We start from the raw sequence: 13,963 nt of genomic DNA on the forward strand, positions 1-13,963 counted from the left end.
CTCGTGCCGGGCGGCGCGAGCGGAGCGGGCCGCGAAACGCGCGAGATCCGGGGCGGTCGCGGTCGCCGGAGCGGCGCGCGGCGTGACCGCTGCCGTCACATCGTGATCGCGCGCGATCCGCTCCTGCGCGAGCTGCCGCAGCCCGGCCGTTGTCCCCGGCCGCGAGCGCGCCAGCGTCGCGGCGTGACGCTCGCCGCCGCCCTGTGCGCGATCCCGCCGTTCGACCGGCTGCCCGACGAGAGGCGGTGGGCGCGCCCGGCGACGAGGTCGCGCTGGCCCCGGCGTCACATCGCGCTGCGCGAGCGCGGCGCGCCGCCGGTGCCGGCGAGCTCCTGCAGCGCCTCGCGCGCCGCCGGATCCGCCTCGAGCACCTGCCGCGGGAGCCGGCGCAGCGCGAGGGCCGCGAACTCCGGCATGCCCGCGACCTCGAGCGGGAGCCACAGGTGCGCACCCTGGTCGGTGGTCACGTGGAACCAGCGCTGCGCGCCGTTGAAGGACAGCTTCGCGACGCTCCCCCACCCGACCAGCAGGCGGCCGAACACCCCGACGCGCTCGAGGCCGGTGTCGTGGACCATCACGTGCGCGCGCGCGGCGGAGGCGAGCTGGAACACCGCGACCGAGAGGAGCAGGAGGACCACCGCCGCCCCGCCGGCCATCCCCACCGGCCCGACCCGGCGCGGCTGCGCGCCCCACGACCGGATCATCAGCGCAGCCACCAGCACGGCGGGGACGAGCGCGGTGACGCAGGACAGCAGCGCGTTCCGCGGCGGCGTCCGGAGCACCAGCGGCTGGCCCGGCTTCCAGGGCACGTGGGATGGCGCGGCCCGGCGCCGGCGGCCCCGGAGCCGCGCGGCCTGCGCAGCGAACATGAACACCGCGAGCACCGCGAACGCGATCAGGCTCTCGCGCATGCGGCCAGTTTGCACCACGGGCCGCCGTCCGGTGAAGGCCGCCCCTGGGGGCGTTCACCGCTTCGAGGTGGGTCGCGGGATGACGACCGCCCCGGTCGGCCCGTGCGCGCGGCGGGAGGGGGGGCGCTCCGGCGCCGGCGTGCTCGGGCGTCCCCCGACACGCCCGCGACACCGCCGCGGACGACGCCTAACGTCGGATCGGCCCATGGCCCGCGCCACGTTCCGCTTCTACGCCGAGCTGAACGACTTCCTGCCGCCGCGCCGGCGCGGCGTTCCGTTCGAGCACGCCTTTCACGGCCGCCCTGCCGTCAAGGACGTGATCGAGTCGCTGGGCGTGCCGCACACGGAGGTGGACCTCGTCCTCGCGGACGGGGAGTCGGTGGGCTTCTCCTGGCCGCTCCGGGACGGGGCGCGCGTGAGCGTCTACCCGGTGTTCGAGGCGCTCGACATCGGACCGCTCGCGCGCGTCCGCCCGGCCCCGCTGCGCGAGGTGCGCTTCGTGCTCGACGGCCACCTGGGCCGGCTCGCGCGGCACCTGCGGATGCTCGGGTTCGACGCGCGCTGGTGGCCGGACGCGGGTGACGAGGAGCTCGCGGCCGTCTCCGCCGGCGAGGGCCGCGTCCTGCTCACCCGGGACCAGGGCCTGCTGAAGCGCCGCGTGGTGACCCACGGCTACTGGGTCCGGGCCACCGACCCGCGGCGGCAGCTCACCGAGGTGGTCCGGCGGCTCGACCTGGCGCGCGCCGTCGCACCGTTCCGGCGGTGCCTGCGCTGCAACGCGCCGCTCGAGCCGGTCGCGCCGGAGGCCGTGGCGGATCGCGTGCCGCCGGCGGTGCGCGCGCGGCACCGCGCGTTCCGCCGGTGCCCGCCGTGCGGCCGCGTCTACTGGGCCGGCTCGCACCACCGGCGGATGGCGCAGCTCGTCGCCGAGCTGCTCGCCGAGTGCGCGCCCGGCGCGCGCTGAGCCTCGTCCTGCGCCGCCGACGGGTGCGATGCGAGACCGCGCCGGCCGCGGCGCTCGCCGGGCGCGTCGCGCTCCGGGACGAGCGACCGCCCCGTGCGCGGCGTGCCCCGGGGCGCAGGAGGTTCCCCGGCGTGCTCGATTGCGCAGACACGATTGCCGCACCGGTCCATTCGATTGATCTCGGATTGTGGCGTGGTCGGTCGTCGCATTGACCGGTGGGGTTCGGGCGCGTCTCATCGCGCTCCGACGTTCGCGGGGTTCCGTAGCGCACCCGACGTAGGAGGGGGAAGTCATGAGGAAGCTGATGATGCTCGTCGCGATCGCGGTCGCGACGGCGCTGTCCGCCGGCTGTCAGGGCGACAAGGGGCCGGTGGGCCCGCAGGGGCCGCAGGGCGACAAGGGGGACCAGGGCGACAAGGGTGATCAGGGAGCGCCGCCGCTCGCCACCACCGAGGCGTGCGCCGGCTGTCACGCAGGGTCGATCGCGTCCGTCCACGCGCTCGCGCCGAACGACGCGGTCCAGGTGACGCTGTCCACCGACGACCGCTACACGATCAGGGTGAACCCGGAGACGCACGCGGTGACCTTCCGCTTCAACGTGAAGGTGAACGGCGTGAACCGGATCGACTTCACGGACAAGGCGGCGACGCTGCGCGCGCACAACGAGGACGCGTTCTGGGTCTACGACCCGGCCCTCCGCGCCGGCCGCCGCACCAAGATCCCGTGCGGCACCGTCGCGAGCGCCACCTGCGATCCGAACGTGCAGTGGGCCGTCTCGAGCAACGGCAGCGGCAACTACACCATCACCGTGTCCGGCTTCGCGGCGGACCCGGCGCCCGGCACGACGTTCATGCTGAGCACCATGGGCCCGGACGAGATGACCGCGACCGTGGTCGCCACGCTCGGCGAGGCGGCGCACGGCTCCGTGAGCGACGAAGCCTGCCTGAACTGCCACGGCAACCACATCTGGCGCGGCGCGGCCCATGACGTGACCAACCCGCAGGGCATCGGCCCGTGCGTGGTCTGCCACAACCGCGACGGCGCGGTCGAGACGCGGCTGACCGGGTACGTCGCCGCGAACGCCAACGTCACGCCGCCGATCGTGGGCGTCGATCCCGCCGAGGGGACCCGCGGTACCGGCCTCATGGGCATCGTCCACGGCATCCACAACTCGAAGAACATGCCGGACGGCGTCTACCACTGGCTCTGGACCAACGGGACCAGCTTCCACGACTTCTCGAACGGCTTCCCGGGCAACATGAACAACTGCGCCACCTGCCACCGAGGCCCCGACCAGCTCGCCGCGGCCGCCGGTGCCCCGGTGTCCTTCGCGCTGTGCGTGTCCTGCCACGACGACCTGGGCGCGTTCCCGAGCGCGCCGAGCTCCGGCACCTACAACCATGCCGCGTTCACGCCGTTCTCCTCCTGCAGCCCGTGCCATGACGGCCAGACCGCCGCGATGTTCCACGACGGCCAGGTCACCGAGCGCGCCGGCCTGATCTGGGACGGCGCCGACCAGTCGATCGTGCTCGCCTCGACCATCAAGCTGGCGATCACCGGCGTGACGGTCGGCGTCGCGGACGTGACGGTCACCTGGACCGCGACCAACCCGGACGAGGGCGGCGCGGCCTGGGATCCCTGCAACGACGATTACGCCGTCGGCCCGGTGTTCTTCCGGACGCCGCCGGATCTGGCGACCGAGGGCTGCACCAACACGACCGCCGGCTGCGGCAACTCGATGAGCTTCATCCGGTCGTACGCGCAGGCGGACGACTGGGTGAACGACGGCCTCACCGGCGCGTCCACCACCATCCTGCCCGGCCAGCCCAACGGCTCCACCCTGCTCACCACCGCCAACACCACCTGCGACGCGAACCACGTCGCCACGACGGTGCTGCCGCTCCAGGGCACCACGGCCACCCGCGGCATCCTCGCGCTGCAGGGCAAGCCGCAGGTCCGGTTCTCGAACGGCAACGTCGTCTGGGTCCGCGCCACCACCCCGACCCGCGAGTTCCTGGTCGCCGACGGCGCGGTGCCCGACGTCGTCCGCCGCCAGATCGTCTCGGTGGACAAGTGCAACGCGTGCCACTTCGGCACGCTGTACCAGCACGGCGGCAGCCGCGTGGACAGCATCGAGCTGTGCGTCATGTGCCACAACCCGGCGTCGAGCGAGCAGAACCGCCGCGTGGACATCGGCATCAGCGCCGCGAACGCGTACGACGGCCTGAACGGCCAGACGTACGACCTCCGCACGATGGTGCACGCGATCCACTCGGCCGGCGAGACCGGCCGAGGCCTCATGTACTACCGCACCAACGGCATCTTCTTCTTCGGCTCCGCCGAGGCGCTGGCGGTGCTGCCGAACTGGCCGTCCGGCGACGCGTGCGTCACCTGCGTGGACGAGGAGGACGGGCCGCTGACCTACTGCAAGGTGTACGGCTCCTCCGCCACCGGCAAGGACTACTCGGTCGTGGCGAACACCGACGGCACCTGCAAGGCGCAGGCGGACCTGCCCGCCAGCACCGACGGGACGTGGCGCCCGCACCGCTTCGTGGAGGTGGAGTACCCGCGCGCGCTGAACGACTGCGGCGCCTGCCACGTGGACACGCTCACGGGCACCACCGCGGACGTGCTGCCGGATCCGAGGCAGGTGGTCGGGGTCACCTACGACGCCGGCGTGGCGCCGTGGAACGTCCTCGCCGACGACCAGCTCCTCGGCCCGACCACCGCGTCGTGCATGAGCTGCCACCAGTCCGATGACGCGATCGAGCAGTTCCGGCTGCGCCGGCACGCGTACGACAACGGCTGGGCGCCATCGGAGTTCGAGAACGGCCGCCAGACGCTGATCGACGCGGTGCCGTAGCGACCGCTGCGAGGCGGCGGGGAGCGATCCTCCCCGTTGCTCCCGAGGGGCGGGGGTGCCATCCGGCGCCTCCGCCCCGATCGTTCGGCGCCCTGCCCTGCCTCCGCGGTGACCGCGGCGACGGCCGCGGACGCCGATCGCTGCTCAGGGTGCGCGAGCCGGCGCCTCCGCCGGCGTACCCGGTTGCGGCGGCGCCGGCCGCCGCTGCGCGCTGCCCAGCGCCTCGGCGCGTCGCGCGAGCAGCGCATCGAGCTGCTCGAGCTGCTCCGGCCGGAAGATGCGCCGGATCCCATGGACGCTGGCGGCGTCCAGGGCCTGATAGTCCGCGAGCAGGCGCTGGTCCCGGACCTGGACGGCCCCAGGCGGCGGGGCGGCGCCGGTGCCGCCGCGGAGCGCTCCCTCGCCCGGCCCCGACGCCCCGTTCTGCGGCCCCGACCTCGCCGCCTCCACGTCGCGGTCGCGCTCCGCGACCAGCTCCCGGGCGCGGAGCTGGACCTCGCTCAGCTTCAGCTCGAGCGTGACGACCTGGCCGGCGTCGAGGCCGAGCGTGTCGCGGCTCCTCAGGATGACCTGCAGTGACGGCTCGGGGAGCGCGGCGCCCTTCCCGCGGGCGTCGCGCGGCTGCGCGGCGGCGGCGAGCGGCGCGACGAGGAGGAGCGCGGCCAGCTGGCGCGCGCACTGCGTGAACGATCGGTTCATGGTCACGATACGTGGTGCCCGGGGTTGCGCGGCGGTGACGTCCCGTCGACGGATGGTCCGGCCATCATCTCACGGCTCGCTTCGGAGCTCCCGCGCCGCCTCGCCCAGCCGCTCGATGGCGGCCTCGAGCTGCGCGTCGTCGAGGTAGGGCGCCGGGCCGAGCCGCAGGTGGCGCCCGCGGCTGTCGGCGAGCACGCCGCGCGCCACGAGCGCGCGCTGCAGGGCCGCCGCGCGGGGCGTGTCGAGCGCCAGGAACGCACCGAACCGGTCGAGCGGCGTGCTGCGGTCGCGCCCCACCAGCGCGTCGTCCAGGCCGAGCGCGTCGAAGCGCGCCGCGAGCAGGTCCACCTGGCGCCGGTAGCTCGCGCGGAGCGCCTCCGGGGTCAACCCCTGCGCGCCGAAGTAGTCCATCACGCGCGCCGCGCGGTAGTGGCTGGTCGGGTCGTAGGTCGAGCCCGCGAACGCGGCGGCGCCGCGGCCATACGGGACGAGGTCCGGGCGCGGCGCGTCCGCCAGGGCGTCGAACTCGGCGTACCAGCCGGTGACGGCCGGCCGCAGCCCGCGCGCGTGGGGCGGCAGGCGCAGGAAGCAGTTCCCCTCGCCCAGCTGCAGGTACTTGTACCCGCCGCCCACGATCCAGGCCGACCCGAGCCCCACGGCCGGGAGCGCGAACGGCATCGCGCCGAGCGCGTGGTAGGCGTCCACCAGCAGCTCGACCCCGCGGGCCGCACACGCCTCCGCGAGCCCTCCGAGCCCGGGGACGATCCGCGCGTCCTCGTACAGGACCGCCGAGACCAGCACCGCGGCGGTCCGGTCGCCGGCGCGCGCGGCCAGCCGCTCGGCGAGCGTGTCCACCGGCCGCGCCGGCAGGACCTCCACCTCGAGCCAGTCCTCGCCGAGGCGGGCGAGCTGCCGCCGCAGCGTGTGGAACTCGCCGTCGGTCGTGACCAGCCGCCGGCGCCGCCGCAGGTCGAGCGCCGAGAGGAACCGCAGCACCAGCTCGTGCGTGCTCCCACCGAGCGCGAGCTCGCCGCCGGGATCGGCGAGCAGCGCCCGGAACCCCTCCCGCACCCGCTCCGCCTTCGCGAGCGCCCGCCCCCACTTCCCGTCCACCTCGCGCGCCGCGTCCTCGAACGCCTCGAGCACTCCCTCCCGCGCGACGTCCGGCCAGGCCTGGTGCGAGTGGCCCGTGAGCAGCAGCCGCTCCGCCACCCGGAACCGCGTGTAGTGGCGCGCGAGCGGGTTCACAGCGCGCCCCGCACCGCCCACAGGTCGGGGAACGCCGGGGTGAACAGCGTCGTGCGCAGGTACTGCGCGCCCGCCGAGCCGCCCGTGCCCGGCTTGTCGCCGATGGTCCGCTCGACCATCTTCACGTGCCGGTAGCGCCACTCCTGCACGCCCTCGTCGAGGTCCACGAAGCGCTCGCACACCAGGGCCGCCTCGCCGTCGGCGCGGTACACGTCCAGCAGCACGCGCTGCACCGCCTCGGACGGCTGGCGCCAGCCCGCCGCGCGCGCCTCGGGGACCGGCGGCGGCGCGAAGCCCTGGGTCGCGAGGTAGCGCAGGAGCGAGTCGAACAGCGACGGCGCCGCCATCGCCGCCGCGATCGGCGCGTGCCCCGGACCGCCCGGCGGATAGGGTGCGAGCATCCGCTCGTCCCGGCGCCCGAGCATCGCCTCCAGCACCCGGAACTGCGCCGACTGGAACCCGCTCGCCGCCTCCAGGCGGCTGCGGAACGCGGTGAACTGGCGCGGCGTCATCGTCTCGATGACGTCCACCTGGGACACGACGGTCTTCAGGATGGTGAGGACGCGCTTCAGCGTCGCGAGCGCGTGGCCGCCCTCGCCCCGGTGCAGCCGCTCCTGCAGGTGGGCCAGCTCGTGGACCACCTGCTTGAACCAGAGCTCGTAGACCTGGTGCACCACGATGAACAGCAGCTCGTCGTGCTCCTCGGAGCGCGGCCGCTGCGCCGAGAGGAGCTCGTCGAGCGCGAGGTACGAGCCGTAGGTCAGGGCCGCCGAGTGGGCCGAGGGATCGGTCATGCGTCCTCCGGCGGGGATGCCTAACACGGGCCGGGGCGGTCCGCCCCGCCGCGCTCCGTCGGGGACGCGGCGCCGCCCAGCCCGACGTGCCGGCGCCCGTGGACGGCGCGCGCCGCGACGCGCACCGTGAAGCTTTCCTGAACGGCCCATGCGCGATCCGCCCGTTTCGTGGCGCCGCGCGCGCGCGTAGCTTCCTCCCCGCCGCCCGGCTCCCGGTGGAGCCGCGGCGAGCCCCGGAGGAAGCCACATGTTCCACGCCAAGGCGTACGCCGCCACCAGCCCGACGTCCCCGCTCGCAGCCACCACGATCCCGCGCCGCGACCCGACCCCGCGCGACGTCCAGATCGAGATCCTCTACTGCGGCATCTGCCACTCCGACCTGCACACCGTGCGCAACGAGTGGAGCAGCCTCGCGTCCACCGTCTACCCTTGCGTGCCGGGCCACGAGATCGTCGGCCGCGTCGCGAAGGTCGGCGCCGAGGTGACGCGGTTCGCGCCCGGCGACCTCGTCGGCGTCGGCTGCATGGTGGACTCCGACCGCACCTGCCCCGAGTGCCGGGCCGGCCTCGAGCAGTTCTGCGCGGGCCAGGTCCTCACCTACGGCGCGCCGGACAGGCACCTCGGCGGCGTGACCTACGGCGGCTACTCCGGCAGCGTCGTGGTGGACGAGCACTTCGTGCTGCACGTCCCCCCGAACCTCGATCCCGCCGCCGCCGCGCCGCTCCTGTGCGCCGGCATCACCACCTGGTCGCCGCTGCGGCACTGGGGCGTGAAGGAGGGCAAGAAGGTCGGCGTGGTCGGCCTGGGCGGGCTCGGCCACATGGGCGTGAAGTTCGCGCGCGCGCTCGGCGCGCACGTGGTCGTGTTCACGACCTCGCCCGGCAAGCGGGAGGACGCGCTCCGCCTCGGGGCGCACGAGGTGGTCCTCTCCCGCGACGCGAACGAGATGCGCAAGCACGCCGGCAGCTTCGACTTCATCCTCGACGCGGTCGCCGCCGACCACGACCTCAACGCGTACGTGGCCCTGCTCCGCCGCGACGGCAACCTGACGCTCGTCGGCGCGCCGGAGAAGCCGCTCCCGGTCGCCGCGTTCGGCCTGCTCCTCGGCCGCCGCAGCATCTCCGGCTCGCCCATCGGCGGCATCGCCGAGACGCAGGAGATGCTCGACTTCTGCGGCTCGCACGGCATCACCGCCGACGTCGAGGTGATCCCGATGCAGCAGGTGAACGAGGCCTACGAGCGGATGCTCCGCTCGGACGTGAAGTACCGCTTCTCGATCGACATGGCCTCGCTCCAGGCGGGGTGAAGGCCCGCGCCGGCTCCCGCGCGGCGGTAGGATCGCGCCGCCGGGGGCCCGGGCCCGCGGTGAGACGGAGGTCGCGACGATGTCCCCGAAGCGCTCCAGGTCGTCCGGCCGTTCCGGGCGACCGTACGTCATCTGCCACATGGGCCCCTCGGTGGACGGGCGCATCGTCACCGACGGCTGGCCGCGGTCCGCGCGGCTGAGCGCCGAGTACGAACGGATCCACGCCGCGCTCGGCGCCGACGCCTGGATCATCGGTCGCATCTCCATGGCGCCGTACGCGGGACGGGCACCGCTCCCGGCGCGCGGGCCCCGGGCACGCGTCCCGCGCACCGACTTCATCGCGCGGGCCGAAGCGCCCTCGTACGCGATCGCCCTCGACCCTTCCGGCAGGCTGCGCTGGGAGTCGGGCGCCATCGACGCGGAGCACGCCGTCACGGTCCTGACCGAGCGGGTCCCGGACCGCTACCTCCGCTTCCTGCGCGACCGCGGCGTGTCGTACCTGTTCGGCGGCCGGGACCGGATCGACGTGCCGGCGGTCCTCGGGAAGCTGCGCGCGCGCCTCGGCATCCGCCGGCTGCTCCTCGAGGGCGGCGGCAAGATCAACGGGTCCTTCCTCGCCGCGGGCGTCATCGACGAGCTGAGCCTGCTCGTCGCCCCGGTGGCCGACGGGAGCGTCGGGACGCCCGCCCTGTTCGACGCGGGCGAGTCCGGGCCCAGGCTGCGCCTCCGGCTGCTCTCGGCGGAGCGCCGCCCCGGCGATCTGCTGTGGGTCCGGTACCGCGTCGTGAACGCGGCCGCCCCGGCCCGCGGCCGCCCCTGACGCGCGGCAGCCGCCGTCAGCTCACCGTCTCGGCGCTGTACCGCGCCAGCAACCCGGTGCGGACCGCGTACCGGTAGACGCGGACGAACGCCCACCCCGCGAGCACGATGGTCCCGGCCGCCAGCAGCGCTCCCTGCCCGAGCGCGGTCCACGCCACCGGCCGGCCGGCGGTGAGCGCGCGCAGCTGCTCGAACACGTACGACGGCGCGAGCAGCCAGGACACGGCCTGCATCCAGCGCGGCAGCGTGGCGATGGGGTAGAACACGCCCACGAACGGCGAGAGCACCGCCGGGATGGGCCAGATCAGCCACTCGGCCGCCGGGCCGAGGCGCAGCACGATGGCGCAGCCCAGGATCCCGAGCGCGATCCCGAACATGAACAGGATCAGCAGCGCCGGGACGATGGCGAGCCCGTAGGCGACGAACGAGAGCCCGAACGCCGCCGTGGCGAGGCCGAGCATGACCGCGAGCCCGAGCGTGCTCGTGAGCACGCTCGACACCACCAGGCCCGAGACGTACTCGCCGGTAGTGATGGGGGTCGCGAACACGTTCAGGAAGTTGCGCGACCACACGTCCTCGAAGAACGCCATCGTCACGCCGTGCATCACCCGCGAGAAGAAGTCCCAGAGCAGGACGGCGCCCAGGAGCATCGGGACGAAGTCGAGCCCCGACGCGGCGACCTGGTTCAGGTAGCGGGAGATGAAGCCCCAGAGCACCACGTCGATCGCCACCCAGGCGAACAGCGGCAGGATCCGCGCCGGGCTCCCGCGCAGCAGGTACGCCTGCCGCAGCACGACCGCCGACACCCGCCGGACGCGCGACGCGATCACGGCTGCTCCAGCGCGAGCGGCTCGCGCGCGACGGTGATGAACAGGTCCTCGAGCGAGGCGCGCCCGTGCTCGCCCGGCAGCGTGCGCGGGTCGCCCTCCAGCAGGATCCGGCCGTGGGACAGGAACAGCACGCGGTCGCAGACCTCCTCGACCTCGCGCATGTTGTGCGAGGTCCACAGCACGCCCTGCCCCTCGCGCGCGGCGACGCCGCGGATCCGGACCCGCAGCTCGCGCGCCACGGCCGGGTCGAGGGACGCGGTCGGCTCGTCGAGCAGGAGGAGCCGCGGCGCGTTCAGCATCGCCTTCGCGATGGTGACCCGCGACTGCTCGCCCGACGAGAGGACGCCGGTCTTCGTGTCGCGGAACGGGACGAGGTCCAGCTCCGCGAGCAGCGCCTCCACGCGGGCGCGGACGTCGCGGACGCCGTAGAGGAGCCCGAACACCGTCAGGTTCTGCGAGACCGTCAGGTTCCCGGGCAGCGGCGCGTACACCGCCGCGAAGCTGGTGCGCGCGAGCGCCTCCGAGCGCCGCCGCGCCAGGTCGACGCCGTCGATCCAGATCCCGCCGGAGGTCGGCGCCAGCACGCCCAGGATCATGCTGATGGTGGTGGTCTTGCCCGCGCCGTTCGGGCCGAGCAGCCCGACGATCTCGCCGGGCGCGACGTGGAACGTGATCCCGTCCACGGCCGGAGTCGCGCCGTAGGCCTTGCACAGCCGCTCGACGCGCAGGATGGGGCCGTGCCGGGTCACGAGGCCTCCGGCGCCTCGTCGCGGGCCAGCCGCCGCAGGCCCAGCTCCTCGAGATCCAGCTCCTCCTCGACGCGCTGGAACGCCGCGTCCCCGATCGTACCCTCGGCGCGCAGCGACAGGAGCCGCCCGCGCTCCGCCTCCACCGCCCGGCGCGCCACGGCGGCGCCCTGGGTGCGCGGCGGCCCACCGTCGGCCTCGCCCGCGGGCGCCTCCGCGGCCCCGCCGCGCAGCTCCGCCTCGGCGCCGCGGAGCATCACCTCGTAGCGGTGCCGCAGCACGCGCGAGAGCTCGTCACCCGCCGCGCCGTCGGTCGCCGACAGGCCGGCGCGCAGCGTCTCGACGCGCGCGAGCCGGACCTCCCGATCGACCGAGCGATCTCCCTCGAGCCGCAGCGCGCGCAGCAGGGGGCGGAGCGTCATCCCCTGCAGGACCAGCGTCCCGAGCACCACCGCGAACGCGGTGAACACGACCAGGTCCCGGTGCGGGAACGCCGGCGCGCCCCGGCCGCCGGTGGGCAACGCCAGCGCCGCGGCGAGCGTCACGATGCCGCGCATGCCGCACCAGCCGACCACCGCGGCGCCGCGCGGCGAGAGCCCGATCGCGTCCGGCCGCTCCGGCGCCCCGTCGCACGCTGGGCGGCAGCGCAGCCGACTCACGGCGGCCGTGGCGGACACCCACGCGATGCGCGCCACGATGGCGGCGAGGCCCACCGCCCCCGCCACGCCGGCGTACCGGAGGAGCGTGGCCGCGTCGATCCGCCCCAGGATCGCCTTCAGCTGGAAGCCGACCAGGATGAACGCGAGGACGTTCAGCACGAAGACCGCGAATCCCCAGACGGCATACGACGGGATGCGGACGCGCGCGGCCATCTGCCCCGCGGCGCGCTGGGCGCTCGCCATGGCGAAGACGACGACGGTGAGGATGCCCGAGAGGTGGAGCCGCTCGGCGAGCATCCAGACCGCGAACGTCCCGCAGAACTGGACCACCACGGCGATGGGCACGTCCTCGATGCGCGCGATGAGCGGCGGGATCACGCGGGCGAGCGCGTACCCGAGCGCCACGCTCCCCACCGTCGCGACCAGCAGCAGCGGCAGCGCCTCGAGCGGCGAGAGCGCGCCCGCCACCGCCGCGCCCACCGCCAGGCGGTAGACGAGGAGCGCGCTGGCGTCGTTGAACAGGCTCTCGCCCTCGAGGATCACCATGAGGCGGTGCGGCGGGCGGAGCTGCCCGAGCACCGCGGTCGCGGCCGCCGCGTCCGGGGGCGCCACGATGGCGCCGAGCGCCACCGCCACCGCCCAGGGCATGCCGGGCACGAGCGCGCGGGCGACCACCGCCACCACCACCACCGTCAGCGCGACCGCGCCGACCGCAAGGCCGGCCACGGTGCGCCAGCTCGCCCGCAGGTCGCGCTGGGACGCGTCGTAGGCCGCGTCGAGCAGCACCGGCGCGACGAACAGCGTCAGCGCAAGGTCCGGCTCGAGGACCAGCGTCGGCGTGCCCGGCACGAGCGCGAGCGCCGCGCCTGCGAGCGCCACCAGCGCCGGGTACGGCGTCCCGATCCGCCGGGACAGGGCGGTGAGGGCCGCGCCGGCGAGGAGCAGGCCGATGATGATCTCGAAGACGAGCATTCGGGCCGGACGCCCCCGATGCCGGCCACCCGCGGCGGGCACGTCCTCCGCCACCATTCTGTCGCGAGTCGCTCCCGCCGTGCCGTGAAGATTTCCCGAACGCCCCATGCGCGTTCCGGGGCACCGACGCTCCCCCGTCGGCCGAAAGAGGATCGTAGGATCCCGGCGGCCGCACCGGCGCCGGCAAGGAGGAGGACGCGCACCATGGCCTTCACACCGCTCAACGCGCTCAACGCGTTCATCGCGGTCGCCCGTCGCCGCAGCTTCGCCGCGGCCGCGCGGCACCTCGGCGTCTCCACGTCGGCCCTCAGCCAGTCCGTCCGGCAGCTCGAGACACGCCTCGGCGTCACGCTCCTCACGCGGACGTCGCGCACCGTGGCCCTCACCGACGCGGGGCAGCGCCTGCTCGAGAACGCGGGGGCGGCGGTGGACCAGGCGCTGGAATCGCTGAAGACCGTGTCCGTCCGGCCCGGCGAGGTCACCGGCCGCGTGCGGCTCACCGTGCCCAGCACCGCGGTCACGCCCGTGCTCGCCCGGCTCCTGCCGCGGTTCATCGAGCGACACCCCAGGGTGGAGGTCGAGGTGCAGGTGGAGAGCCGGTTCGTGAACATCATCGCCGAAGGGCTCGACGCCGGCATCCGGCTGAGCGAATCCATCGAGCGCGACATGGTCCAGGTGCGGCTCACCGAGCCCGGCCGCTTCGTCGTGGTCGGCGCGCCCTCCTACCTCGCGCGGCGCGGCACGCCGGAGAAGCCACAGGATCTCCTGCAGCACGACTGCATCTGCATCCGCTCCAGCGTGCACGGGGCGAGGTACGCCTGGGAGCTCGAGCGCGGAAAGAAGTCCTGGCGCGTCCCGGTCCAGGGGACGGTGACCACGAACGATCCGGTGCTGATGCACGCCCTGGCCGTCGCCGGCGTGGGCCTGCTCTACTCGTTCGAGCCCGAGGTCGCTGACGACCTGCGCAGCGGGCGGCTCCGGCTCGTGCTCGAGCCCTACGCCGCGGCGGTGCCGGGCTTCTTCCTCTACTTCCCCAGCCGCGCGCAGGTGTCCCCGGCGCTCCGGGCCTTCGTGGACGTCGCCCGCGAGGTGGCGGGGCAGTCGAGGACGCGGGCGGGCTGATCCGCGCCGGCGCTCGCCGCGGCGTTCGCG

At 74.7% G+C, this 13,963-nt stretch carries 12 protein-coding genes; 5 read left to right on the forward strand and 7 right to left on the reverse strand.

What is annotated here, in order from left to right; genetic code table 11:
- Positions 1-284: 284 nt before the first annotated feature.
- Positions 285-911: a PH domain-containing protein gene (locus A2CP1_RS16870; RefSeq protein ID WP_015934494.1), complete on the reverse strand. Its 627-nt coding sequence runs from the start codon at positions 909-911 to the stop codon at positions 285-287.
- A 205-nt stretch (positions 912-1,116) separates the two neighbouring features.
- On the opposite strand from A2CP1_RS16870, the gene A2CP1_RS16875 reads away from it, so the two are divergent.
- Positions 1,117-1,875, forward strand: coding sequence for a Mut7-C RNAse domain-containing protein (locus A2CP1_RS16875; RefSeq protein WP_015934495.1), 759 nt, complete (start codon positions 1,117-1,119; stop codon positions 1,873-1,875).
- A gap of 292 nt (positions 1,876-2,167) precedes the next feature.
- Positions 2,168-4,738, forward strand: coding sequence for a multiheme c-type cytochrome (locus A2CP1_RS16880; RefSeq protein ID WP_015934496.1), 2,571 nt, complete (start codon positions 2,168-2,170; stop codon positions 4,736-4,738).
- Between the two features lie 144 nt (positions 4,739-4,882).
- Here the strand turns inward: A2CP1_RS16880 and A2CP1_RS16885 are convergent, their stop codons facing one another.
- From A2CP1_RS16885 to A2CP1_RS16895, 3 genes are all read right to left on the reverse strand, one after another.
- Entirely contained in the window at positions 4,883-5,437 is a 555-nt protein-coding gene (locus A2CP1_RS16885; protein WP_015934497.1) for a hypothetical protein, read from the reverse strand.
- A 69-nt stretch (positions 5,438-5,506) separates the two neighbouring features.
- Positions 5,507-6,685 (reverse strand): kynureninase, encoded by a 1,179-nt coding sequence (locus tag A2CP1_RS16890; protein ID WP_015934498.1) that lies wholly within the window; start codon positions 6,683-6,685, stop codon positions 5,507-5,509.
- The gene (locus A2CP1_RS16895) at positions 6,682-7,479 is read right to left on the reverse strand and encodes a tryptophan 2,3-dioxygenase (RefSeq protein ID WP_015934499.1); all 798 of its coding nucleotides are present in this window, start codon (positions 7,477-7,479) and stop codon (positions 6,682-6,684) included. The genes A2CP1_RS16890 and A2CP1_RS16895 overlap by 4 nt, the downstream gene beginning before the upstream one ends.
- Before the next feature lie 247 nt (positions 7,480-7,726).
- On the opposite strand from A2CP1_RS16895, the gene A2CP1_RS16900 reads away from it, so the two are divergent.
- Positions 7,727-8,785, forward strand: a complete 1,059-nt coding sequence (locus A2CP1_RS16900; RefSeq protein WP_015934500.1) for an NAD(P)-dependent alcohol dehydrogenase — start codon at positions 7,727-7,729, stop codon at positions 8,783-8,785.
- A 79-nt stretch (positions 8,786-8,864) separates the two neighbouring features.
- On the forward strand, positions 8,865-9,605 hold the full coding sequence (locus tag A2CP1_RS16905) for a RibD family protein (protein WP_015934501.1): 741 nt from the start codon (positions 8,865-8,867) through the stop codon (positions 9,603-9,605).
- Between the two features lie 16 nt (positions 9,606-9,621).
- On the opposite strand, the gene A2CP1_RS16910 is transcribed toward A2CP1_RS16905, so the two are convergent.
- From A2CP1_RS16910 to A2CP1_RS16920, 3 genes are read right to left on the reverse strand one after another with little or no spacing between them, the layout of a single operon-like run.
- Positions 9,622-10,434: an ABC transporter permease gene (locus A2CP1_RS16910; RefSeq protein ID WP_015934502.1), complete on the reverse strand. Its 813-nt coding sequence runs from the start codon at positions 10,432-10,434 to the stop codon at positions 9,622-9,624.
- Positions 10,431-11,183 (reverse strand): ABC transporter ATP-binding protein, encoded by a 753-nt coding sequence (locus tag A2CP1_RS16915; RefSeq protein WP_015934503.1) that lies wholly within the window; start codon positions 11,181-11,183, stop codon positions 10,431-10,433. The genes A2CP1_RS16910 and A2CP1_RS16915 overlap by 4 nt, the downstream gene beginning before the upstream one ends.
- Positions 11,180-12,811, reverse strand: coding sequence for a cation:proton antiporter (locus tag A2CP1_RS16920; protein WP_015934504.1), 1,632 nt, complete (start codon positions 12,809-12,811; stop codon positions 11,180-11,182). The genes A2CP1_RS16915 and A2CP1_RS16920 overlap by 4 nt, the downstream gene beginning before the upstream one ends.
- A gap of 204 nt (positions 12,812-13,015) precedes the next feature.
- Here A2CP1_RS16920 and A2CP1_RS16925 point away from each other — a divergent pair, with 204 nt between their 5' ends.
- A complete protein-coding gene (locus A2CP1_RS16925) occupies positions 13,016-13,933 on the forward strand; it encodes a LysR family transcriptional regulator (protein ID WP_015934505.1) in 918 nt (305 codons plus the stop codon).
- The last annotated feature ends 30 nt before the right edge of the window (positions 13,934-13,963 follow it).

It is taken from the genome of Anaeromyxobacter dehalogenans 2CP-1 (assembly GCF_000022145.1).
GTDB lineage: Bacteria > Myxococcota > Myxococcia > Myxococcales > Anaeromyxobacteraceae > Anaeromyxobacter > Anaeromyxobacter dehalogenans.